This is a genomic window from Methanococcoides alaskense (assembly GCF_027594145.1).
In the GTDB taxonomy this organism is placed as follows: domain Archaea; phylum Halobacteriota; class Methanosarcinia; order Methanosarcinales; family Methanosarcinaceae; genus Methanococcoides; species Methanococcoides alaskense.
This window is the reverse complement of the sequence record NZ_JAQFFK010000006.1, coordinates 39,384-62,314: the sequence shown is the minus strand read 5'-3', so window position 1 is coordinate 62,314 and position 22,931 is coordinate 39,384. Positions and strand designations below refer to the sequence as shown.

The 22,931-nt window shown below is 39.1% G+C and carries 20 protein-coding genes; 11 read left to right on the top strand and 9 right to left on the bottom strand.

Going from position 1 to position 22,931, the window contains the following annotated elements:
• Nucleotides 1–3: 3 nt before the first annotated feature.
• The 4 genes from PBV53_RS09525 to PBV53_RS09510 all read right to left on the bottom strand — a co-directional run bounded on the left by PBV53_RS09525 (nt 4) and on the right by PBV53_RS09510 (nt 6,318).
• Nucleotides 4–2,280, bottom strand: coding sequence for a DEAD/DEAH box helicase (locus tag PBV53_RS09525; protein WP_270096951.1), 2,277 nt, complete (start codon nt 2,278–2,280; stop codon nt 4–6).
• A gap of 79 nt (nt 2,281–2,359) precedes the next feature.
• Entirely contained in the window at nt 2,360–4,105 is a 1,746-nt protein-coding gene (gene glyS, locus PBV53_RS09520; protein WP_270096950.1) for a glycine--tRNA ligase, read from the bottom strand.
• An 843-nt stretch (nt 4,106–4,948) separates the two neighbouring features.
• Nucleotides 4,949–5,740, bottom strand: a complete 792-nt coding sequence (locus PBV53_RS09515) for a 2-amino-3,7-dideoxy-D-threo-hept-6-ulosonate synthase (RefSeq protein WP_270096949.1) — start codon at nt 5,738–5,740, stop codon at nt 4,949–4,951.
• A gap of 65 nt (nt 5,741–5,805) precedes the next feature.
• Nucleotides 5,806–6,318 (bottom strand): deoxyuridine 5'-triphosphate nucleotidohydrolase, encoded by a 513-nt coding sequence (locus tag PBV53_RS09510; protein ID WP_270096948.1) that lies wholly within the window; start codon nt 6,316–6,318, stop codon nt 5,806–5,808.
• Nucleotides 6,319–6,558: 240 nt separating this feature from the next.
• Here PBV53_RS09510 and PBV53_RS09505 point away from each other — a divergent pair, with 240 nt between their 5' ends.
• Nucleotides 6,559–8,031 carry a histidine kinase dimerization/phospho-acceptor domain-containing protein gene (locus tag PBV53_RS09505; RefSeq protein WP_270096947.1) on the top strand — a complete coding sequence of 491 codons (1,473 nt, stop codon included), beginning with the start codon at nt 6,559–6,561 and terminating at the stop codon, nt 8,029–8,031.
• A gap of 3 nt (nt 8,032–8,034) precedes the next feature.
• On the top strand, nt 8,035–8,310 hold the full coding sequence (locus tag PBV53_RS09500; protein WP_270096946.1) for an ATP-binding protein: 276 nt from the start codon (nt 8,035–8,037) through the stop codon (nt 8,308–8,310).
• Here the strand turns inward: PBV53_RS09500 and PBV53_RS09495 are convergent.
• Nucleotides 8,273–8,491 (bottom strand): hypothetical protein, encoded by a 219-nt coding sequence (locus tag PBV53_RS09495; RefSeq protein ID WP_270096945.1) that lies wholly within the window; start codon nt 8,489–8,491, stop codon nt 8,273–8,275. The genes PBV53_RS09500 and PBV53_RS09495 overlap by 38 nt on opposite strands.
• Nucleotides 8,492–8,822: 331 nt before the next feature.
• Here PBV53_RS09495 and PBV53_RS09490 point away from each other — a divergent pair, with 331 nt between their 5' ends.
• Both PBV53_RS09490 and PBV53_RS09485 read left to right on the top strand, forming a co-directional pair.
• Nucleotides 8,823–9,668: a tetratricopeptide repeat protein gene (locus tag PBV53_RS09490; RefSeq protein ID WP_270096944.1), complete on the top strand. Its 846-nt coding sequence runs from the start codon at nt 8,823–8,825 to the stop codon at nt 9,666–9,668.
• Nucleotides 9,669–10,087: 419 nt separating this feature from the next.
• Complete coding sequence (locus PBV53_RS09485) at nt 10,088–10,408, top strand: hypothetical protein (RefSeq protein WP_270096943.1); 321 nt, start codon at nt 10,088–10,090, stop codon at nt 10,406–10,408.
• A 95-nt stretch (nt 10,409–10,503) separates the two neighbouring features.
• On the opposite strand, the gene PBV53_RS09480 is transcribed toward PBV53_RS09485, so the two are convergent.
• Nucleotides 10,504–11,046, bottom strand: coding sequence for a hypothetical protein (locus PBV53_RS09480; RefSeq protein WP_270096942.1), 543 nt, complete (start codon nt 11,044–11,046; stop codon nt 10,504–10,506).
• Between the two features lie 184 nt (nt 11,047–11,230).
• Nucleotides 11,231–12,109: a glycine betaine ABC transporter substrate-binding protein gene (locus PBV53_RS09475; protein ID WP_270096941.1), complete on the bottom strand. Its 879-nt coding sequence runs from the start codon at nt 12,107–12,109 to the stop codon at nt 11,231–11,233.
• Nucleotides 12,110–13,151: 1,042 nt separating this feature from the next.
• Here PBV53_RS09475 and PBV53_RS09730 point away from each other — a divergent pair.
• Together PBV53_RS09730 and PBV53_RS09725 are read left to right on the top strand one after the other, a co-directional pair.
• Nucleotides 13,152–14,126: a reverse transcriptase N-terminal domain-containing protein gene (locus tag PBV53_RS09730; protein ID WP_270095498.1), complete on the top strand. Its 975-nt coding sequence runs from the start codon at nt 13,152–13,154 to the stop codon at nt 14,124–14,126.
• The gene (locus tag PBV53_RS09725; protein WP_270095499.1) at nt 14,104–14,874 is read left to right on the top strand and encodes a group II intron maturase-specific domain-containing protein; all 771 of its coding nucleotides are present in this window, start codon (nt 14,104–14,106) and stop codon (nt 14,872–14,874) included. Before PBV53_RS09730 ends, PBV53_RS09725 begins: the two co-directional genes overlap by 23 nt.
• Nucleotides 14,875–15,747: 873 nt before the next feature.
• On the opposite strand, the gene PBV53_RS09460 is transcribed toward PBV53_RS09725, so the two are convergent.
• Nucleotides 15,748–16,164 carry a nuclear transport factor 2 family protein gene (locus PBV53_RS09460; RefSeq protein WP_270096940.1) on the bottom strand — a complete coding sequence of 139 codons (417 nt, stop codon included), beginning with the start codon at nt 16,162–16,164 and terminating at the stop codon, nt 15,748–15,750.
• Nucleotides 16,165–16,676: 512 nt separating this feature from the next.
• On the opposite strand from PBV53_RS09460, the gene PBV53_RS09455 reads away from it, so the two are divergent.
• A complete protein-coding gene (locus tag PBV53_RS09455) occupies nt 16,677–16,988 on the top strand; it encodes a tetratricopeptide repeat protein (RefSeq protein WP_270096939.1) in 312 nt (103 codons plus the stop codon).
• A 31-nt stretch (nt 16,989–17,019) separates the two neighbouring features.
• Here PBV53_RS09455 and PBV53_RS09450 read toward each other — a convergent pair whose 3' ends face one another.
• Entirely contained in the window at nt 17,020–18,732 is a 1,713-nt protein-coding gene (locus PBV53_RS09450) for a thiamine pyrophosphate-binding protein (protein ID WP_270096938.1), read from the bottom strand.
• A gap of 249 nt (nt 18,733–18,981) precedes the next feature.
• Between PBV53_RS09450 and PBV53_RS09445 the strand changes: the two genes are divergently transcribed.
• From PBV53_RS09445 to PBV53_RS09430, 4 genes are all read left to right on the top strand, one after another.
• A complete protein-coding gene (locus tag PBV53_RS09445) occupies nt 18,982–19,308 on the top strand; it encodes a hypothetical protein (protein WP_270096937.1) in 327 nt (108 codons plus the stop codon).
• 132 nt (nt 19,309–19,440) lie between these two features.
• On the top strand, nt 19,441–20,307 hold the full coding sequence (locus PBV53_RS09440; protein WP_270096936.1) for a hypothetical protein: 867 nt from the start codon (nt 19,441–19,443) through the stop codon (nt 20,305–20,307).
• Nucleotides 20,304–21,251, top strand: coding sequence for a hypothetical protein (locus tag PBV53_RS09435; RefSeq protein ID WP_270096935.1), 948 nt, complete (start codon nt 20,304–20,306; stop codon nt 21,249–21,251). The genes PBV53_RS09440 and PBV53_RS09435 overlap by 4 nt, the downstream gene beginning before the upstream one ends.
• 429 nt (nt 21,252–21,680) lie before the next feature.
• Nucleotides 21,681–22,907, top strand: coding sequence for an NAD(P)/FAD-dependent oxidoreductase (locus PBV53_RS09430; RefSeq protein WP_270096963.1), 1,227 nt, complete (start codon nt 21,681–21,683; stop codon nt 22,905–22,907).
• Nucleotides 22,908–22,931 lie beyond the last annotated feature (24 nt).

Here is a 22,931-nt window from a genome sequence, read left to right as displayed (position 1 = left end):
TTTTCAATTTTTATATTTGCTACTAAGTATTTCCCGCATCTTTCCTGCGGTCTTCTGTCCAATGTTCTTCACTTCCTTCAACTCCTCAAGCTCTGCTTTCATAACTCCTTCCACGGTTCCGAAGTGTTCAAGGAGATTCTTTGCAGCATTCGGTCCGATGTCACTGATGGATGATACTATGTATTCCTGTTGTTGTGATAACAGCATTGAAGATTTTTTTCCGTGTATGCTGGTACTGCGTTTTTCATCGACCTGTTCTCTCTTTGCCAGTATACCAATCAGGGATGCTGTGTCTTCTGCATCCCTTGTGTGAAGTATGGACACTCCAAAGTCCAGTGCTAATGAAGCAAGTGTTCCGTGGATAGCTTTGGGGTTGATCATCCTTGTGGTGAACAAACCTTCTCCTTCGATGATAAGTATGGGCTTTTCATAAGCTCCTGCAAGGTCGGATATCTGCCTGAATATATTGCGGTCAAGCAGGGAATTGACAAGGTCTTCGGCACTCTTGCGCTCGATCGCCACCCGGTCGCTTACAATATAATCTCCTACCTCAAGTGTTTTTACAACGATGTTAAGCCCAAGTTTCTCAAGACTGCGTGCAACGGTGCTTCTGATCTCTCTCTGGTCGAGGACCACCGTCACTTCTTCGCCAGAGAAGTCTGAAAGCCCGGTCTGTTGTTCCTTCTCATCCCTGAACTCGCTTGCAATGTCGGTCTTGTCATTTTCAGTGTTTGCCCCATTCAACTCTGACATATTCTCTTGCCAGTGCTGCATATTGCTTTGCATACGCTTTTCTTTATGCGCACAGCTCCAGTAATATGTTTCGTCCCGGGTTCCTTTTGTAACAAGTACTACTACACGCCCTTCGTGTTTCCTTCCTGTCCTGCCTTTTCTCTGTATGCTTCTTATCTCGGAAGGGACCGGTTCATAGAACAGCACCAGATCGGTAGCTGGGATATCAAGTCCTTCTTCTGCAACGGATGTTGCCACAAGGACATTATATTCTCCGGCCTTGAACTTCTCTATGATCTCAACCTGTTGTTTTTGGGTAAGCCCCTTGTCCTTGAACTTGGAACTTTGTCCCACAAATTTGACAGGCCTTATATCTTCTATTTCTGAGAGGGCGTTCGTCACCATTTCAGAGGTATCGCGATAGTTCGTAAAGACGATCACACGGGAGTCGGGTTTGCCATTTAGTTCCTTTGATACAATATCTTTTACAACGGCAAGTTTCGGATGTTCTGTGGTACATTCCTCGAGCCTTTTGTACAACTGTCTCATATAAAGGTCATCAGAAAGCCTTTTTGAAGCCTTACTTCCTGTTCTGGAAGTGGCCTCGTTCTCAAGTCGGGCTGTATATTTTTTAAGTGCTTCGATGCCCTGTGTTTCTACTATCTCCACAGCATGACTTACCTTCATTACTTCTGCAAGGATCGATAGGGCGCTGTAGACTGCAGGTTCGGCCATTTCTCTGATCTGTCCCTGTAACTTTTTCTGAAGCCCTAGCAGGTCCATCTTTGAAGCTTTCTTGCCGTATGGGATGGAATATCCAAGTTCTGTTAGTTTTTGGAATCTGTCCTCGAGGACCTTTTCCAGAAGGGTTTTCAGCTCCTTCATCTCAGAAGGCAGTATTACATGGTTCCATTCGACCTCTTTTTTATGGATATAGGGTGTTACGTCAGGGTCTGTTTCTGTTTTTATCGCAACCGATCTGATGTAGAGGTTCGTGCATACCTCACTTATCTTCTCATCAGTACCTCCCGGACTTGCAGTTATCGCAAGGCAGTGTGGGTTTTTTGCATCCTCGAAGTATCTTTCGGCTATGTATGTATAAGCATAATTGCCAACAGCTCGATGTGCTTCATCAAATGTAATGTGGGAGACATCCTCCAGGCTTATGCGTTTGGTAAGGATGTCGTTCTCAATGACCTGCGGGGTGGAGATGATCACTTTTCCCTTCTTCCAGAGCTCTTCCCTTTTTTCAGGCGCTACTGCACCTGTGAAGGTCAATATCTCATCTTCCGGGATGTTCAGTGTGGATCTCAAAAAAGTGGCATGCTGTTCTACAAGGGGTTTTGTGGGGGATAGAATGAGTGCTTTTCCGCCTGTCTTTTGCAGGCGTGAAGCTATGACAAGAAGGGCGACTATAGTTTTTCCAAGACCTGTTGGCAGCACTACCAGTGTTGATGATGATAGTGCCTTTCCGGCAAGGTCGAGCTGGTACAATCGTTGCTCGACTGTATCAGGTTTGACCATTGGATGCTTAATGTGTTCGCTCATATTTACTATAGGTTCTAAATTTGCTTGAGGCAATACTAGTCTTAACCCTTTTAAATATGAGGCAAGCGGGGTGAAAGTATTAGATGCTCACGCCCGCATTTTCAAGGCTCAGTTTTCCATAGACAAGGTCGTAGATCGAGTCCTCGATACCCTCGACAGATGCTCTGACCTGTTTCATTGTATCACGGTCCCTTATGGTAACGGAATTGTCTTCAAGGGTATCGTAATCGATGGTGATGGAATATGGAGTTCCAATCTCATCGTTCCTGCGGTAGCGGCGACCGATTGCTCTTGAATCATCGTAGGCAACAAGTAAGCCTCTTTCACGAAGTTTCTGTGCTATCGCCTTTGCAGGCTCGATAAGCTCATCCCTTGTAAGGAGGGGGAGGATGGCAACCTGTACAGGTGCAACTTCATTCCTGAACCTGAGGACCATCCTTTCCTCTTCCTCCTCGTCTCCTTCAGCTTCGACCTTTTCTTCATCGAATGCGTGTTCCATTGTGCAGTAAAGTATCCTGTCGATACCGTATGAAGGCTCGATGACATGAGGTACTATCTTTTCACCGCTGACCTTTACGGTCTCTTGTGCATAGCTGATTATATCGGAAGGTACTGTGAACTCTTCTCCATTAACAATTACTTTGATCTCGTCCTTGCTAAGTTCATCTTCACTCAATTCTTTGAGTGCATCAGCAACAGCCTTTGCCTTTCCTTTGAACAATGGCCCGAGCTTACCCATATCAGGTTTCACAACGAATTGTTCGACCATTTTCGGCTCATGATATTCAATGTGTATCTCAAGTTCGGTACCGCTTGTCTTTGCATGTGCTTTCAGGTCGAAGTCTGTCCTGTCCGCAATACCGACCACCTCTATCCAGCCGAACCTGTCGGTAAGTATCTCGGCATCCCAGCAGTCAATAGCATAGTGTGCCATTTCGTCCTTCTGGTGCTGCCTGAACCTTAGCTTGTCAGCAGCTATGCCCACGCGCTGGAGGAAATGGTCCGTGAGTGCGATATGGTATGCGAGGAACTCATGTGCAATTATGTTATTCTCAACAGCTTCCTTTACCGTCATCTGCTCGATGGCACCCTTCTCCTGTGCTTCATCTGAGTATAGGTTCAGGGTGACCTCTGCAAATCTTTCGAAGTTGGGGTGCCCTTTCTCTTTTGGATGGGTGAATATCTCAGCCTCTGCCTGTGTGAATTCCCTCAGCCTGATAACTCCCTGCCTGGGGGATATCTCATTACGATAGGATTTTCCTATCTGGGTCGCACCAAAGGGTAACTTGTCACGGTAATATCTGGAAAGCCTCTGAAAGTTAATGAACATTCCCTGTGCGGTTTCTGGACGCATGTAACCTTGTCTTCCAGTCCCGGGGCCGATATTCGTTTTGAACATAAGGTTGAACTCATATGCTTTTCCAAGCTTGCCTCCGCATTCAGGACAGCCGATATCATTCTCCTCTATGAGCCTGTCAAGTTCTTCATTGCTCAATGCATCTGCGACCTCTACTATCTTATCGACAAGATGATCTGCTCTGAAAGCTTCCTCACATTCTTGGCATTCGCAGAGCGGGTCTGAAAAGCCTCCTACGTGGCCGGATGCAACAAAGACGTCCTCTATTCCTACAGTTGGGGTTTCGATCTCCATGAACCCTTCGTGTATCACATAGAGTTCACGCCAGATCTGCTCTATCCTTCTCTTTAAAGTGCATCCAAGGGGTCCATAATCATAGAATCCGGCAGCTCCGCCGTAGAGTTCAAATGAATTCCATAAAAAGCCTCTTCTTTTTGCCAGTTCAATTACCTGTTCATACTTGTCCATGATAGATCCTCTTAATGTTAGTGATTATTTTGATGGGTGGAAGCTAAATATGATACATTCGATATTTACATTACATTTAATCTTATCGTGATATCTTTTGTGTAATATTTGTATTTCTCACAAAGCCTGCCATTATGATGATTATCATAACAAAAAGCTTTATATATATGTTGTTACATTGTATAGAATAAGCAAGGCCGATAAAAATCATATCGTACCACCACCACCACAAACTGATTTTTTTTGATCATTCCATCACGGTCTTGCTATAATTCTTTTCCTTTCAAATGTTGAATGCTCTGTATACTCTGATTTTACTGCCTCCTATCTACTAACATTGGTTCCTTGTTCTTTTGTCATTGTATATCAGAATCCCTAGTTTGAAAGCTTTAGAGAAAGCCTGAAATCTCGATGCAAGAATGTTACAACGGGCTATATGGGGGTTGGAAATGCCACATGGTCTGATATTTTTGTTCACATATCTTCATCATTATGATGATTATGCAGTCAACAATCTTTATATACAGGTTGTTACATTGTATAGAATAAGCAAGGCCGATAAAAATCATATCGTACCACCACCACCACAAACTGATTTTTTTGATAATTCCATCGCGGTCTTGCTTCACTTCTTTTCATTCTAAATACTTTGTATCTACTCTGATCTTAATTTCCTCTATATCTACCATTGTTTTCCTGTTCTTCTATGATCGCATCTCAGGAGCTTTGGTTAGGGTTGTGCATGAGGGTTCCTTAAAAATAGCCGTAACTTCGATGTAATAAGTTATGCAAAAATAAAAATTGTGCCGGTTTGCCCGGCCTTTATATTTCAATTAACTTTAATCAATCTTCCAAAGCTTCATCCGCGCTCATTCCGCCGTGGATGACCTTTGAGAGAAGATTGACGAGTCTTGTTGGGTCATCTGCCTGGAACACATTCCTGCCCATTGCTACACCCTTGCAGCCTACACTTAGTGCATCGGTAACCATCTGGAGTATCTCTTTTTCAGTATCCATCTGAGGTCCGCCTGCAATAACAACAGGTACTGGACATCCGTCGATGACTTCCTTGAATGAATCAGGGTCACCTGTATAGCTGGTTTTGACGATATCCGCGCCAAGTTCTGCACCGATCCTTGCTGCGTGCTTCACATACTCCACATCATGCTCTGAAGGCACTTTTGCACCTCGGGGGTACATCATGGCAAGAAGGGGCATTCCCCATTCGTCACATTTCTTCGCGACAAAACCCAGGTCCTTCAACATTTCAGCTTCATCTTCAGCACCAACGTTGATGTGTACAGAAACCGCATCTGCGCCAACTTTGATAGCTTCTTCCATGGTAGTTACCAAGACCTTATGGTTGGGGTCAGGTCCAAGTGATGTTGATGCGGAGAGGTGAATAATAAGTCCTACATCCCTGCCGTAGCCTCTGTGACCATGCTTTGCAAGTCCCATGTGACCAAGTACTGCATTTGCACCGCCTTCTGCTACCTTGTTGACAGTTGCGGGCATGTCTATAAGGCCCTTGATAGGTCCTGCACCTACGCCGTGGTCCATTGGGATTATAATTGCATTACCAGTATTTCTGTCGAATATACGCTCCATCCTGACAGATTTGCCAATTTCGCTCATGTTATGGGAGATGGTGTATGTATTACATATCTTTTCTGGTAAATGCAATGTCAAACATCTGAAGTTCAGATGTTCTCATTCTGATAACGTCCGCTATAACCTTCTTCCACTTCTGTGTGAAGATGATAGAAAAGAAGCTGCATTATCCGTGCATCCTTTTTAAGATCGAACCCGTCCTTGTTGTGAACAACTAACATACACTCACTCCTTCCTGAGTATCCGGCATCCCATACGGCAGTCTCAAGGGTAGCTCCACATCTTATCAGTGTAGATCTTGGTTTTGCTATTGCTGCAAGGTTCTTTGGTATGTTCACGATCTCGTTCAAAAGCACCTTGTATATCCCTGGCTCGAGGTGTATCCACCCGTCCTCATTGAACTCGATTGTATCGCCCTCAGAAAGTCTCCTGCCGGAATTATCAAAATCAACCGCACCCGGACCTTCAATAGTTCTTATTTCCTTAAGTGTCATCTCAACACCGTTTGGCTGAAGCTGGATATCCATGTCGATCATGTTCTCGACAAGTGGAGGATTTGCAAGTACAAGTTCTCTCAATTCGTTTTTGGATAAAAGGGTCATGAGAGGTGGGATGGTGTGTATCGGTTATTAGAATTTCGGGAGACTAATAGTTAGGATAAGATCCAATATATTAATTATATTATCATTTTTCGAAATAATGCGAGACAAAAGGCTGAAGATATGTTTATATATAATCTTTACAGTCACTCAACTTGATATATGTAAGGTAAAGTTGTTTTGGATTTATAGTTCTTTCTTCATCTATGAATTTATGCGATCGATGATACGGTTGGTAATATCATGCAAGATTATTTCGGAAAAATGGATTTATCTCTATCAGAAGTTCCACATGGTGGGCATATTACTCTTGTGTACAAAAATGATGATGATGTAATTGATTTTGTTTCATCATTTTTAAATTCAGGTTCTAAACGCAATGATTTTTGTATCTGGATAACTCCTGAGATAAATGAATATGATTATTCGAACGCTTTTTTTGAGGAAAAGATAGCACTCATTAGCCAGAGATCATGTTCCTCTAATTTCGATCATGTCCTTGTAGATCCTGCATTACTTTCAAATGCTGAGATATTTTGTGATGTTATAATAGAACTTCTGGAAAAGAAACAGAAATATGCTATTGCAAATGGATTCAATGGATTGCGGGTTAATATCGATCTTACTGCAGACAAAGGCCAAATGCTTCCTTTTCTCAGATATTGCAGGGAGTTGATAATCTCTTCAACTTCAGCTATCGAGCTTACAACTCTGTTTACTTGCCCTCTGGAATCCTTTTCCTCTTCTGAAGTTTTCGATCTGATGGACGATAGGGGGCACACCATCCTGAAAAAGAATGGTACGTGGACATATCTGGCGGATCTGCTTAGTAAAAAGTACAGGAAACATCTGCGCTCTTCTCCGGAGCTGATGAGGAAGGAAAAAAATCTGAAGGCTATCTATAGGGACAGTCCGGTAGTTGCATTCCTCAGAAATTCGGAAAATGGTTTTCCGATTGAATTCGTATCGGATAATATCTCTCAGTTCGGATACTCGGCAGAATATCTCATGTCTCAGAAGTTTCTCTATAAGGATATAATACATCCTCTGGATATCGATGATTATCTTATATCCCTTTCAGAATACATCAAAAACAAGAGTCATGAATTTAAAAAAGAATATCGGATTCTGGATAGTGAACGTAATATTCACTGGGTCAATGAAACGTCATTGATAGAGACCGATAATTCAGGGAATCCAACTCGCTTCCAGGGTATCATTGTCGATATGACTGAAAGGAAAAAAGCAGAAGCTATGATAATTCAAGCCAAACACATTGCTGAGGTTGCAAACAAGACAAAGAGTGAATTTCTGGCTAATATGAGCCATGAACTTCGAACTCCTCTGAATGCGGTCATTGGTTTTTCAAATGTTCTTATTCATACTGATGTGGGACCTCTCAATGAAAAACAAACGCGATATATAAACAACATATCAAAAAGTGGTACACATTTGCTGGCTCTTATCAATAATATTTTGGACCTTTCAAAGATAGAGGCTGATAAAATGGAGCTTCAGACTGAAAATATTTTGTTTGTAGGTGTGTTGAATGATGTGGAATCAATTGTCTCTCCTCTTGTACAAAATAAAAAATTATGCTTGAATATGAGCATAGAAGCTGATGATATTTGCATTCATGCTGACAAGCTGAAATTAAAACAGGTCCTTTTCAATCTGGTATCCAATGCTATAAAGTTCACACCTGAAGGCGGTTAGGTAATGGTCCGGGTAGAACAGGATGCTGGCAATTTAGTTGTCAAAGTTGAAGATAACGGTATCGGAATTCCGGAATCTGCTTTTTGTGATCTTTTTAAGCCCTTTACACAGGTAGATTCAGCTTCAAATCGCCAGTATGAAGGTACAGGTCTTGGTCTTGCACTCGTCAAGAAATTAATAAGAATGCATGGTGGCAATGTGTGGGTCGAAAGTGAACTTGGCATTGGCAGTAGATTTAGTTTTAATCTTCCTCTTCCTTCTGAAGGGGTCCCATTTTAATATTCCACTTGAGGACATTGCGATTAACGCTGACAAACATAATAATTCCCGTGACTATCAATGAGAAGTATGGGATCTTGAGCATATTTGTACTGATACTTGGCATAAGGCAAGCTACTGTGACTGCCAGACTATCAGATAACGCTTCTGGAGCGCGTGTCGAGGGGAGGGCTACGCTCATCACCTCTATGATAATAAAAAACCGATTATAATTATAAAAACGATAGTGTGCACGAGATTATTCGAACTTCTTTTCTCTGTCGTGCGAAGGAAATTGCTGTCGAAAATATATTGTGTGAATATGTTCGAATAATTCTAAGTTCTATATTTTACACTTGGTCTAATAATTGCTTTTAGTGCAGTATAATGTAATAATTTTTAGAAACATCTTATATATCAAAATAGTAATTTTTAAATCATAACTTATGATATTGCGTTGATCTTAGTATTTTATTCAGTGCAGTTCAACCAATAAATGTGAATGAAAGAGTAAAAAGGAGTTTCAGAATTTCATGCCAAATTTAGAACAAGAAACAATAGATTCTATCTCTTTAGACAAAATTGCTGGACTTAAAGCCTCAGATACTTCAGAGGGATCAACAGAGGTAGAACCAGATAATGCTGATTCCTGGCTCAACAAAGGTAAGTCTCTTGGTAATTCAGGCAGTCATGAAGCTGCTTTAGAAGCCTTTAATCGATCAATAGAACTAGATCCAAATAATGCTGGCTCCTGGCTTAACAAAGGTAGGGCTCTTGATAATTTAGGTCGTTATGAAGAGGCATTAGAAGCCATTAATAGATCAATAGAACTAGAGCCAAATGATGCTGTTCTATGGTCTAAAAAAGGCGTTATACTTGGAAATTTAGGCAGAGATGAGGATGCCTTAGAAGCCTTTAACAGATCGATAGAGCTAGAGTCTGATAATGCTGCTTTATGGTTTAACAAAGGTAAATCTCTTGATAACTTAGATCGTCATGAGGATGCCTTAGAAGCTTTTGATCGATCAATAGAACTAGAACCAAATGATGCTGCTTTATGGTTTTACAAAGGTGCCATCCTTGGTAATTTAGGCCGGTATGAGGAGGCTTTGGAATCCTTTAACATATCAATAGAACTGGATCCAAATGACGCTGCTTTATGGTTTGATAAAGGGAATGCTCTTGATGATCTGGGTCGTCATGAGGAGGCTTTAGAAGCTTTTGATCAATCAATAGAACTGGATCCAAATAATGCAGATATATGGCTTAACAAAGGTAAAGTTCTTGATGATCTAGGTCGTCATGAGGAAGCTTTAGAAGCCTTTGAACGATCTGGGAATATGCTCAAAAATTCGAAGGTATATTTTGATCTGACTTGAATTTTCAGGCTAGATTAGTACTTCCATTAAAAGTATGTGAAATATAGTGGCATTGAGTGCGGTATATTCTACCAACATCTCAACCTTAAGTTAATTCTTTTTTCAATTTTTCATTTAATGCTCCACAGTAATAGTCTACTTAATGCGTTAAATTCTATCTATCCTCCTTTCCATATAAAATTGAATGTGGGAAATGTCTTATCCTTGTGTTTTTTACTGGAATTCATGGTGGTAACATGCATCCTAAACCACGGCAGAAGTTCGGCAAAAACCTTGGAGTTGGAATAAATCTTTTTCAGGGAATCAATTAAAATAAATGATGTTTGGGTTCGGAATGAGTTCGTAAACTTTATATGTATGTTATGTGCCATTTTCATATGAGCAGTTACGCTGCTTAGATCAGGTGGAGGAGTGGTAAGATGGATGAGAAAAAACCTATCATAAGAATGTATTTCGTCAAGATCAAGGAAACATTTGTTGACCTGTCTGAAGAGGAAAAGATGGAGTTCATGCATAAGGACCGCGAGAATATGGATGGACTCGGGATGAAACAAACGATGCTGATCGACTGCCGTTGGTCAAACGAAGAGTGGGATTATATTGGTATCAAGGAATGGCCAACCTTGGAGGCTCTTGTGAAGCGTGCCAAATTCGAAAAAGAAGAAATAGAAACATTCAGATACGTTGAATCGAAGACCTATTTGGGTACTCTTGAAATTGGCAAATATGGCAAAAAATGAATATCAGGGAGTTATAGAAAATTTTGCTCTGTAGAAATCCTCAAATAAAATGCAAAGTAGGTTTTCTACAGAGCTGATATACTATTTACTTTAACTTATTCTCCGGAAAGCTCGAATGTTGCGTTTGCCAAGAATACTGTACTGATAGGTACTGTCACAAGCAGGCCAATTCCCAAAAGGAATGCACCGATCATGTTGAGAACAAGCATGATAACATAAACGATTATACTTTCAACAGGGACTTTCTTTATAATCTCTATGCTTTCTGTTATTCCTTCAATGCCACTATATCCTTTAATGACAAGCAATGGCATTGTAAACATGAACAGTATTCCTACTATTGTGCTGAGTATGGATGCTATCTGCCCGAGTATTGCGGCAATCACTATATAGATCAGCATGAATGTCCAGCTTCTGATAAAATCGTCCTTGTTGAAACCTACAAAGACATCAGATATCTCGATTTGTTCTCCCCTTGCTCCCTTTACTGCCATGGAAGTAAAACCATAGGCAAGAGGTGCAATGGTAACTATCAATATTGAGCCTACAGCGGCTATCAATAAACCAACTATAAATGTTACGAGGTTATCTTTCACAACATTCCAGGAGTTCTTTAAACCTATTTCATAATCCAACATATCACTTCCTGAATATAATTATTTACAATAAAGAGTATATATTGGAAAGCATATATAACTATCTAACATAATGGTTCTGTAGAAATCCTCAAATAAAAAAGATACAAAAATGTCCGTAGGAAATGATCACTTCTAATCCTTGTATGCTATGTACAAATTAATAAAAAAAGAAATTAGAGAGAAGTTATAATTCTTCTCCCAGCCATTCGTTTACCTTTTCAGGATTGTTCTCTATCCATTTTGCTGCTGCCTCTTCCTGAGTCAATCCCTGATCAAGGTCCAGCATGATGGATTCTATATCAGAGAGCTCCATTTCATATCTTGAAAGAATTTCATAGACATCTGGCCTGTCCTCAGACAAATCTTTTCTTGCCACGAGAACAATATTGTCACCTTTACCATAGACATTCTCCGGGTCTTCCAGGAATTTTAAGTCCATGCGTGAAAATGCCCAATGTGGCTGCCAGAGTGTTACAACCATCCACTCTTCATTATCTATTGAATCCTGCAGCTCAATTACCATTCCAACGGTACTGCTTGCACTTAGTACATAATCAAGGTTGTATTCTCCAATTGCAACTTCAGTAGTTGCCATTATTCCTGCACCGGGTTCAATTCCCTGTATAACTCCCTCGAACTTGTCCTTATTTTCATTAAGTTCGTCTATGGAGTCAATAGTAACATACGTTGGAACGACCAATCCGATCTTTGCACCGGTGCTTATGTTCTTGACGTAATCAAGGTCATCCTCATATTTGTCCCAGTACAATCCCTGGGTCGTCGGTAACCATGCACCGGCAAAGAGGTCGATATCTCCCTGTGATACTCCCTGATAAACAGCTCCAAGATTAGCGTTTACAGTTTCAACTTTATATCCTTCAGACTCAAGTACCTGCTTTAGCACAAAGGTATTTGCCCTCGTATCATCCCATGGAGGATAACCAATAATGACAGGTTCTGCTTCTTCAGAGGGTGTTCCATCTTCCTGCTGGACACATCCTGCACCAACAAGGCTTATTGCAACTAGCAATACAAGTAATAATGACTTTATTTTTCCACTCAATATATCACAAACACTATTTTTTTTTATTTATGGGGTAATATGCGGTATTTCTACAATAAAAATAAAAGCTGGGTAAAACCTATTTTAGGTTTTAATAAAATTAGCTCTCTTCATTAAAAACATATGCTATAGTATTTGTAGCTTAAGTTTAGGTTAAATATTTTGATGGAGTCTGATATATAGTGAACAAATACATTACAGGAATATCGATAGTATCGTCTGATATGGTAGGTGCACCGTAGATATTTTTCTGCATGATACCGTGAATGTTTGCAGATGCAAGAATTCAATGATTATATTAATATTTAATAATAAAAAGTCCATTGTATATGTTTGTATCAGATACAAAGGATGATGAACGAAGACATGTGGTCATTATTTGCAATTGATAATGGTAAAGCAAGATTGACTCCATTCTATATGGCAAATGAATAAAGGGATGACTCTGATCTGTTGAGGAAGAAGATCATTGACATGTCCTATACTGAATGGAAGAGTGCGACAAGAAAGTTATACCATGAATTGCGGAAACGCTGTCCCTTCCATTTGGGATAATCCTACTATGACATGCGTTGATGGTAACGTCAGGGTGTGAAGCTCATAGGACAATATGGAGAAGTTTGGGAATCTAACTTAAACAATCTGTTAGGATAAGAATACTATGAAGAAACGAAAGTTGAACCATTGTAAGAACCGTAATCAGTAACAAGCGAAAAAATAGATTGACACGCTTGAACCAAAAGGTATAGAATCAGACCATTATGGCTTTTTCCACATAATGGGAAATGGACGAATGGTTCTCGGTTTATAGATGGCTTCTAAGGTATTCACAATTATTCATGTTATAGAACTTGGTAAGCCCTATATGTTCCCTTCGGGGTAGGAATTCCGTAAGGAAGGACAATGACATAGAGAGTAAAGGAAAGGAGTAGAAAGCGAATGACAGACTGTAATGGTATGTATAGGGGTTCAGAATTTGCCCTGATTCGAAAGGATGCAGACTTACTCTATGGTATCGAAACGTAAGAATGAAGGTATAACTATGAATGTAAGTCATTCAAATACACCAAATAATGAAGCAGCAGCCCTTAGTGGTTATGCCGAATTAAATGATGAGAACCTTACAGACATGTCCAACTGGAACAACATTGATTGGAATACTGTTGAATCACATGTTAATAGAATACAAGTCAGGATTACGAAAGCGGTTATTAAAGGAAATTGGAATTTAGTTAAAAGACTAAGTTATTTGCTAACCCATTCTCACTACGCTAAACTGTTAGCTGTCAGAAAGGTAATTCAGAATAAGGGTAAAAGAACAGCAGGAATCGATGGAGAATTGTGGAATACACCTGTCTCTAAGATGAAAGCTGTACTTGGATTAACTGATAAGAAATACAAGGCAAAACCATTAAAAAGAGTATTTATTGAGAAATATGGGAAAGATAAGAAACGACCTTTAGGAATTCCAACCATGCATGACAGAGCTATGCAGTCACTTTATGCCTTGGCATTAAACCCAATTGCAGAAGAAACAGCAGACATACGTTCTTTTGGATTTAGAAAATCCAGAAGTACTCATGATGCATGTGGACAAATCTTCGGATGCACATGTCGAAATAATTCTGCTCAATGGATACTGGAAGGAGACATTAAAGGTTGTTTTGACAACATTAGTCATCAATGGTTACTTGACAACATCCTAATGGATAAATCAATTCTTAAACAATTCCTTAAAGCAGGATTCATTTATAAAAATTCTCTATTTCCAACAAAAGCAGGAACACCACAAGGAGGTATTATATCACCAATATTGGCTAACATGACCTTAGATGGAATTGAAAGTTTATTGGTTGATAAATACCATCGAGGTAAAAGTGGAAGAATGACAGCACATCAAAGCAATAAACACAAAGTAAATTTTGTGAGATATGCGGATGATTTCATTGTTACTGCAAATACAAAGGAAATAGCAGAAGAAGTTAAAGGATTGATTGAAAAATTTCCTAACAAATAAAGGTCTGGAACTGTCTGATGAAAAGACTTTAATTACTCATATTGATAATGGTTTTGACTTTTTAGGCTGGAATTTTAGAAAATACAAAGGGAAACTTCTTATAAAACCGTCTAAGAAAAACATTCAGAAAGTAACTGAGAAAATCAGTAATACTATCAAAGATGGAAAATCTTGGACACAAGAAGTTTTAATAGACACCCTTAACCCAATCATTACTGGATGGTCAAATTACCATCAAGGAGTGGTTTCCAAAGAAACATTCCACTTAATAGATTACAAATTATGGAACATACTTTGGAAATGGGCTAAGAGAAGACACCCCATGAAATCAAGAACTTGGATCGTTGACAAATATTGGCATACCAAAGGAACGAGGAAATGGGTATTTTCAACAACAAGAAACCAACTTAAATTATTATCAGACAAAAGGATAGTTAGACATACAAAATTATCTCTGGATAAAAACCCTTATACTGACAAAGAATACTTTGTTGAACGCAAGTTCAATCAAGGTGCTAGTAAATTATCTGGAATGTTTAAGAAAGTTTGGATTAATCAAAAAGGCAAATGCCACATTTGTAATCTACCAATTGACATTAGTGCTGATGCAGAAGAAAGACCTCTACATCACAAGAATGGAAATCATAAAGATTACATTGTGTCAAACTTAGCTTACGTGCATGTTCACTGTCATAGACAACATCATGCTACTAATCCAAAAACAATAACTGTTGCCTGTAAAGGTTAAGAGATGCTTGAGCTGTATGAGGTGAAAGTCTCATGTACAGTTCTTAGGCGAGAAAGAGGGAGTAATCCTTCTGACTTAGCCGACAAATGGGGTTCTCTAAGGGTACTTTGCATTATATGAAGAAAATGATGTTACCGTTAAAGATACGGGAATTTCGTTGTCAGATTCATCATTGTTTGAACATTTAGATGATGTAATATAAGTTCTAAAATACATTAATAGAAGTAATTCTATTCTGTCCCATATAAAAATTTATTGAAGTTATGGGATTATTGTTTACTCTTTCTCACTGCCTTCAATTAAGCCTACTTAGTTCTGAGTAAATGCAAATATACTATAACTATTAGAAAAATGTTAGCTCAAATTTCCGAGAGATTATGCAATTTATTCACGGAACTATCTCCTTATTCAAATGATCCCTAGAGTATTGTTTATGAGCCATTCATCGATTATGAGGCAGGGGATATCAAGGAAGGATCTTATTATTTCAAACCATTGAGCAGAACAATAATGCAATATGGTGAACACCCTGAGTATAAGTTCGAGGGTGAGATTGGAGTGCTTGAAAGAAAGTAGGTTCATGCTGATTCAGTTGTTTATATTGGAAAAGAAGCTAACAATATCGATGAACAGGAATTGGATGTAAAGCAAGCTCGGTGTTCATTAACGAAAAGTGGATTGTTCAACAGATACTCAACCTGCCTCAAAAGGTAGCTGAGGAATGGGGGGTTGATATGAAGACTTTCCAGAGAATTAAGAACCGAATACTTGAGAATGGTGATATTAACTTTAATACGGTTGCTGTTAAGAGATTGCTAAATTAATTAATGAGAAAGAGGACGTTAGCCCTTTTCTCAAAAAACATTTCAGAATTTATGCCCAGCCGATCTGCTGGAGGGTTATCGTATCATTCCAGATCTTGGTCATGTTCTTGATTAAACTCCCTTCAAATTGCATCAGATAGGCATAGTCAGCTGCCGCTGTTTTTCCAGTTGGAGGCACAGGGCCCCCTGGGCCAGTCTGAGTTCCGTGGAATACAGCACACGCTGCAACGTTATTTCTTTCCTCATCTTCTGCAAGGAAAAGCAATTCATAATGGCCATCTGGCAGTGGGGTAAGTAAGTCTCTCATCCAGTCAGCATATCCTTCCACTGTGGCAATTCCATCCAATACAGCTGTCTGGGCAGAGAATGCTGCATCGGGATGACAATATTGTTTACAGCCCTCCCAGCCCTTTCCGGTTTCACATGCTTCATAGAATTTTCTTGCTGTTTCTAAGATTTCACTCATCTTTCAACCTCCATTTTCCCATCATAAGTATTCTGTCAGGTAAATAAAACTATGCTTACTAATAATTTGTTTGTAATGTTATATGAACTTAATCAAGTAGCAATTTCCAATGGAACAGGTTACTAAAAACAACGTAATAAAAAAAACAAGAAAAATTGGAATTTGAAAAAACTAATGACACATCAATTTTTAATATTTAATTAAATAGTGGCGTTTTTCTTAATTACCTGTATCCCCTCACTATTGTTAGAGGGTAATAGGTATCTTAAATTTAAGATACTCCGAATTTTATAAAGTTTTAGATTTTCAAAAATTGTCCGAAATTGTAGATTTATAATAATTTCAATTTAACATCTCAATTTTCGTTATTCATGTTTCTAGAGTAAACTTTTCATCCATATTATTCCATATCTCATGAAATTCTCTAAGATCATGCAGTGCGTCAGAATGAACTTCAATTAAGTTGGGCAATTTTCTAACCAGGGGCAATTTCCGAGTGAAAAAAGGAAGAAATGAACCATGAAGCAGCTTTTGAATGCTTTGAAGCTGCTCTGCAAATTAATCCAAACAATGCTCCAGCTCTCTTGAATAAAGGAATAACCTGTTTGCAGCTTAAACAGAATCAAATGGCATTAACTTGTTTCAATAAGCTCATTAAGATGGGATATAGGCAGAGTATTGTCTGGAAGAATAAGGGTATTGCACTATCAAGGCTTGGAGATCAGCCAGCGGCTATAGCCTCTTTTTATGAGGCTTTGAAGCTCAAGCCTGATGATGTGAAAGTGCAGGAAATGAAAAAGAAGGCGATTGAGTTGCAGAAATGAATATTTCTGCTCTCATTCCTTAATCATTTAGTTATATCTGTTTTATGTATGGTCCCAGTATCATGTCCTTATAGGCTCCACCTGCTGGAACTTTCGGATAGAGAACTTCTTCCCGGTCTGTGCAAACTTCCAGGAAACACGGTCCTTCTGAATTTAGGAAATCTTCAAGTCCCTGTTTCAGATCATTTCTGTCGCTGATCCTTTTTGCATAATTAAAGCCAAAGGAACTTGCAATATCTGCAAAATGAACATCCTTTTGCCGCTGGGTAGCTGTCCTGATCCCATCATAATTTGCATCCTGAAGATTTTGAACCATACCATCGCTTTGATTGTTTAGCAGGAGTATTTTGACAGGCATATCAAGGGAAGCTATAGTGTGGAGTTCCCCAAGATTCATTTTCAGGCTGCCATCACCGTCTATTGATATAACTCTTGCATTAGGGTTCGCATAGTGAACACCAATAGCCGTTGGCATGGAGAATCCCATTGTTCCAAATGATCCTGAGCTCATGAATGACTTCTCCTTTTGCATGGACAAATGTTGTGCTGCGAGCATCTGCTGGTTGCCGACACCGGTTGTTATCCTTGTGTTCTCATCAATGTACTTTGCCAGCAGAGCCATGACCTCGGCAGATTGGATGTATTCGGATTCACGGTTATAGTCCAGAGGCCATGAGCTTTTGAGGAATCTGGCACGCTTCTGCCACTGTTTGATATCCAGACTGATGTTCTGCTTTTTAGCATAATTCATGAGGTCACGTATGGCTGTTGGTGCATCACCTATGAATGTGAATTTTGGAGCACGCTCGATCTTTATCTGGTGCATCTTTTCGGGATTGATGTCAATGTAGGCTACATCAGTACCGATTGCAAAACCGACCTTTTCAGCAACCCTATCATCCCACCTGACTCCGATGGCAAAGAAGAAGTCGTTCTCCTGAATGAGCATGTTGGCGTATGGAGTGCCGAACATTCCCAGCATACCCATGTTGATGTCATCTCTTTCGTCAACTACACCTTTTGCCATTAGTGTGTTAACTGAAGGGATTCCAAGTTGCTCGTTAAGCTCCCTGATAGCCTGGCTTCCTGCTTCAGAGTTCAGACCGCCTCCAAGATAAAGCAAAGGTCTGCTGGATTTTGCCAATAGCTGGAAGAATTCCTCGCATTGCTCATCACTGAGATGTCGATCATCGTGATAGCTTTCCTCGAATCTCAGAATATTCATACCCATATATTCATGGAGCTTCTGCTGTTTATCCAGAGGAACGTCTATGACAACAGGCCCGGGTTTTCCTGATCTTGCAAAGTAGTAGGCATCCTTGACTATGGATTCAATGTCATCGCCATTGGATAGCTGAATAACCTTCTTGGCTGCATCCCCGAATATGCCCTTGACACTGATATGCTGGAATGAGTCGGTGCCTATCTTATGCTCTGGAACCTGACCTGCAAATACAAGCAAAGGAATGCTGTCACCATAGGCATCAGCAACGCTTGTGAGAGTATTGGTTATTGCAGGACCTGATGTGACTATGGCTACACCGACCTCGTTGCTTGAACGTGAGTATCCTGCTGCACTAAATGCACAGGACTGCTCGTTGGAGTTTACAACTATCTCAATGTCGCTCTTCTCAAGGGCGTGGAATACCGGAAGTATTGCCGCTCCCGTATATCCAAAGATATGTTTGACCCCAAGGTCTTCCAGACATTTTACAAGGACTTCTGCTCCATTCATTTCTTCCATTTCAGATCACCGTGGAAAGAAACACCAGCACAAGATACACTAATCAGTAAATTAACCAAAAACAGCGCACTTGAGCCAGAATATTTCTTTGCTCAAGCTAATAACACTACCACTACTACAGGCACATTGCGTAAACTGTGAGTTTTGGTAGAGTATGACATTGTTGGATTGGAGGGTGGAAGTGGTACTTAAGGGTTTTTGTGAGTATCTTAATAAGATACTTATGCTGCAGAATGTTTTATCTTAATAATGTATTTTCTGCTTGAATCTAAGTTTGATGATGATACTGGAGTTCTTGAAAGGAAGCGTGTTCATGCTGATGGTGTTGTTTACATTGGGAAAGAAGCCAACAATATTGATGAACAGGAATTGGATGTGAAGAAGGCTCAGGAGTTTGTTAATAAACAAGAAATCATGAGAAAGATACTTGAGTTGTCTCAAAAACAGGCTGAAATTTGGGGAGTTTCTAGGAGCAGGTTTCAGGGGATTAAGGAAAGAATGAGGGTGAATGGAGATTTGAATTTGAGTACTCCGGCAGTGAAGAGATTGGTTGAATATATTTATTCAAATAATTGAGATGTGTGTTTGAGTTAAATTAATAAGTCTAGCATATTTGTGATGCAACTAATTTATTTTACAACATGATTAATAAATTGAATGTTTAGATCAATTTATATTTTATAAGGATCATGATTACTTATGGTTTCTATGGACGATGTCAATTTAAATTTGGAATCTGAAGATCCAAGCGCCGATTCTTCAAAAAAAAGAACAAGAAACGTAACTAAATTGGAGTATCCTTTGCCAAATGGGAAAATTGATCAAAATCATAGAAAGATAATGATAACACATTTTATGCTGACTAGAAATGGAAATGGCATTGTTACATATAAGGATTTTTCACCAACTTCTCTTGGTTTTTCTAATACATCAATTAGCTCAGACCTAAAATTTTTTGAAAGTATAGGTTTAATAAAAAGTCCAAAAAATAGTTACTATGAATTAACAGAGGTTGGTTATAATTTTGCTGATAAGCTAATGTATGATAGAACAGATGAAGCAAAACAAATCTTAAAGAAAATACTTGTTGATTCGTGGTTTTATAAGAAAGCTGAAACTTATCTAGCGATTAACGATTCTGCCTCATTTAAAGATATGGTACATGAGTTTGCACATGCTGCAAAAGCAGAAATACCAAAACATCAACGAAACTTAAAAATTTTGGTTGATTATTTGGTTTTTGCAAATTTATTAACAAGTACTGATGATGATATGGTTACTTTAAGCAATGGATTTGATATATCTGAAAAAACCGATGTTCCTGAAAAATCTACTGAAAAGTTGTATGATAATGATTCACTTACAAGTGCAATAAAATCAATCCGTAAAGAAACTTCCATTGAAACAGTAGATCAGGAACCACTAATAGCAACCCTTAAAGTTAATAATCCATCAGCCTCTACCAATATCAATGTCGATATTTCAATCAGCCTCGAAATTACTCCAGATATGACTCCAGATGATATCAAAGGCAAATTGGACGCAATAATATCTTCACTTAAGGATCAGGAATGACTCAAATATTAACACACCCTTGGACAAAAGTAGAAAAGATTTTTTTTGATATTGCATCGAACAAAGATCTTTCCTATAACCAATCAGAGTTAGATACTTCATTATCATTTCTAAAAGGTATTTATTTCATTGACAAAAATTGTAATCTTACTGATATTGGAAAGTCATATTATACTGAAAAATTTGTATTGGCAGATGAAGACCAGGCATTTGAGACATTATCCTGTGCACTAAAAAAAACAAAACCAGTTCATATGATTTGTCAGATAATGTGGGGAAAGACCAACATTAGCAAAGATAACATCCTAAATCTACTCCATGTTGAAAAAATACTCGATTCATCAAAAAAGGTTAATTTAGGCTCTTTTTTATTTATTTTGAACAAATGTAATATTATAAGTTACGACAAGAAATCAGGTTTGATTAAAATACTTTATAATCCCCTTATCGAAAATATTTCTACAAAATCATTATTTATTGCTCCTGAAAAACCTTTCACAAATGTCATGCATCTTCGGAAAATTTTAGCTGAATGTGATGGTTATATTTGGTGGCTTGACAAACACTTTGGAGCAAAAGGGTTTGAGCCATTGGTAGAATCAGTTGATGCAAATAAGGTCGAACACATCAAAATTTTGACTGGCAACCCCCACATTGATGAAAAAATGAAAAACGACTTTAAACGATTTAAAGAAGAGATGAAAAATCGGGGTATTGATGCCGAATGTAGAGTTATATTAGACAAAGGTACTTTTCATGATATACATGATAGGTGGATAATTTCCAAGGATCTCATCTACAATGTTCCTCCAATTAATTCAATTTACAAAGGTCAATTTTCTGAAATTAACATTACTAATAAAATGCCTCCTTTTGAAAAATGGTGGGATTCAGCAACAGAATTATTTTCTGGATGGAATCACATTCAGAATTCAAAAAAATGATTAAATGTAATTCTTTTTACTTATTTTCTAAACAAATTAGATACAGATACGTTTTATTGTAAAAGTTCCGTTTTTTCACGTTACCTATTACCCCTCACTATTGTTAGAGGGGATAAATTCGAACCCACGAATTCCTTTGAAATCGGATTTTTAATCCGACTCATTCAATTTGGGTGAGCAACTCCTAACTAACAAACTCTGTTATGCTTGTAGATAAAAGATTAAATAGCTACGATGTTTTAAGGATACCCAAAGCTCATTTTATTTTATTTTAAAATCTGTGCGTAACATAACGATGTGTGTACAATATTTTTAAATAAAATAACTGTTTGTATCACCGCCTGTAAGCTTTATTCGGTTTGAATATAGGAACAGGACCTATCTTATCGAAGCTTGAATTCAATTAATTGACCTTTTTATGGGTGAATGATGAAAGACCAATATGATCTAATAGTTGTAGGTGCCGGCCCCGCAGGTTCGATCGCAGCGACAACAGCTGCTAAAAAAGGACTCTCTGTCCTTATGCTCGAGAAACGCCAAGAGATAGGGGAACCTGTAAGATGTGCTGAAGGTGTTGGTAAAAAAAGGTTGAGACAGCACATTGAACCGGATGAGAAGTGGGTGTGTGGTGAGGTTAGTAGTGCCAAGATAATTTCACCCAACGGTACAACCCTAACAATGGCTGAGGTGGATGCTGGATCTGAGGTTGGTTATGTCCTGGACCGGAAGATATTTGACCGTACTCTTGTGGAACTGAGTGGTGAAGCAGGTGTGGATATCATGGTAAAGGCAAGGGTCACCGGTCTTATCATCGAGGGCGAAACTGTTTGTGGTGTTGAGATGATGCATCTTGGCAAGACCTATTCAATTCGTTCTAAGCTTGTCATTGGTGCCGATGGTGTGGAATCCAAAGTTGGCAGATGGGCAGGTATCGATACGTCATTGAAGCCATCTCATATTGAAACATGTGCTCAGTTCCTTGTAAGTGGAGTTGACATTGACCAGGACTCCTGTTATTTTTACATGGGCAACAAAGTGGCACCTGGTGGATATGTCTGGCTGTTTCCGAAAGGAAATAACATGGCAAATGTGGGTATTGGCATGCTCGGCAGTCGTTCCGGAAAGAAGAAACCCATTGAATACCTGACCGAGTTCGTTGAGACAAACTATCCGAACGGTTCTATTATTGAGCACGTAGCAGGTGCAGTTCCTGCAAGTGGTCCCATCGAAAAGACCATCGCCAACGGTCTGATGCTTGTCGGGGATGCTGCAAGGCAATCTGATCCTTTCACTGGTGGCGGCATTAGCAATGCAATGGATGCGGGGATGTATGCCGGTGAGGTTGCAGCTGAGGCTATTGCTCAGAACGATGTGTCTGAAACGATGCTTCAGGAATACGAGAGACGCTGGCGTGGTTCGTTTGGTAATGAAATTGCCAATAATCTTATCGTTAAGGAGACTTTTTTCAGTCTGTCGGATGAAGACCTTGATTCACTTGCAGGGTCTATAAAGGATGTCGATTTCAAGAAGATGGACCTGATCGATTTCATAGCAGCACTTTTCAAGGCGAACAAGAAGCTTCTCTGGAACTTGCGACCGTTGTTCACACAGAAGTTAAAGCAGAAGTTCTCTGGATTGACAAAATTCAAAAAATAATCCTGGGTATTATATTTAATATCC

Coding starts and splice junctions, on each gene's coding strand:
- PBV53_RS09525 (WP_270096951.1), bottom strand. CDS start 2,280: ATGAGCGAACACATTAAGCATCCAATGGTCAAACCTGATACAGTCGAG.
- glyS (WP_270096950.1), bottom strand. CDS start 4,105: ATGGACAAGTATGAACAGGTAATTGAACTGGCAAAAAGAAGAGGCTTT.
- PBV53_RS09515 (WP_270096949.1), bottom strand. CDS start 5,740: ATGAGCGAAATTGGCAAATCTGTCAGGATGGAGCGTATATTCGACAGA.
- PBV53_RS09510 (WP_270096948.1), bottom strand. CDS start 6,318: ATGACCCTTTTATCCAAAAACGAATTGAGAGAACTTGTACTTGCAAAT.
- PBV53_RS09505 (WP_270096947.1), top strand. CDS start 6,559: ATGCAAGATTATTTCGGAAAAATGGATTTATCTCTATCAGAAGTTCCA.
- PBV53_RS09500 (WP_270096946.1), top strand. CDS start 8,035: ATGGTCCGGGTAGAACAGGATGCTGGCAATTTAGTTGTCAAAGTTGAA.
- PBV53_RS09495 (WP_270096945.1), bottom strand. CDS start 8,491: ATGAGCGTAGCCCTCCCCTCGACACGCGCTCCAGAAGCGTTATCTGAT.
- PBV53_RS09490 (WP_270096944.1), top strand. CDS start 8,823: ATGCCAAATTTAGAACAAGAAACAATAGATTCTATCTCTTTAGACAAA.
- PBV53_RS09485 (WP_270096943.1), top strand. CDS start 10,088: ATGGATGAGAAAAAACCTATCATAAGAATGTATTTCGTCAAGATCAAG.
- PBV53_RS09480 (WP_270096942.1), bottom strand. CDS start 11,046: ATGTTGGATTATGAAATAGGTTTAAAGAACTCCTGGAATGTTGTGAAA.
- PBV53_RS09730 (WP_270095498.1), top strand. CDS start 13,152: ATGAATGTAAGTCATTCAAATACACCAAATAATGAAGCAGCAGCCCTT.
- PBV53_RS09460 (WP_270096940.1), bottom strand. CDS start 16,164: ATGAGTGAAATCTTAGAAACAGCAAGAAAATTCTATGAAGCATGTGAA.
- PBV53_RS09455 (WP_270096939.1), top strand. CDS start 16,677: ATGAACCATGAAGCAGCTTTTGAATGCTTTGAAGCTGCTCTGCAAATT.
- PBV53_RS09450 (WP_270096938.1), bottom strand. CDS start 18,732: ATGGAAGAAATGAATGGAGCAGAAGTCCTTGTAAAATGTCTGGAAGAC.
- PBV53_RS09445 (WP_270096937.1), top strand. CDS start 18,982: ATGTATTTTCTGCTTGAATCTAAGTTTGATGATGATACTGGAGTTCTT.
- PBV53_RS09440 (WP_270096936.1), top strand. CDS start 19,441: ATGGACGATGTCAATTTAAATTTGGAATCTGAAGATCCAAGCGCCGAT.
- PBV53_RS09435 (WP_270096935.1), top strand. CDS start 20,304: ATGACTCAAATATTAACACACCCTTGGACAAAAGTAGAAAAGATTTTT.
- PBV53_RS09430 (WP_270096963.1), top strand. CDS start 21,681: ATGAAAGACCAATATGATCTAATAGTTGTAGGTGCCGGCCCCGCAGGT.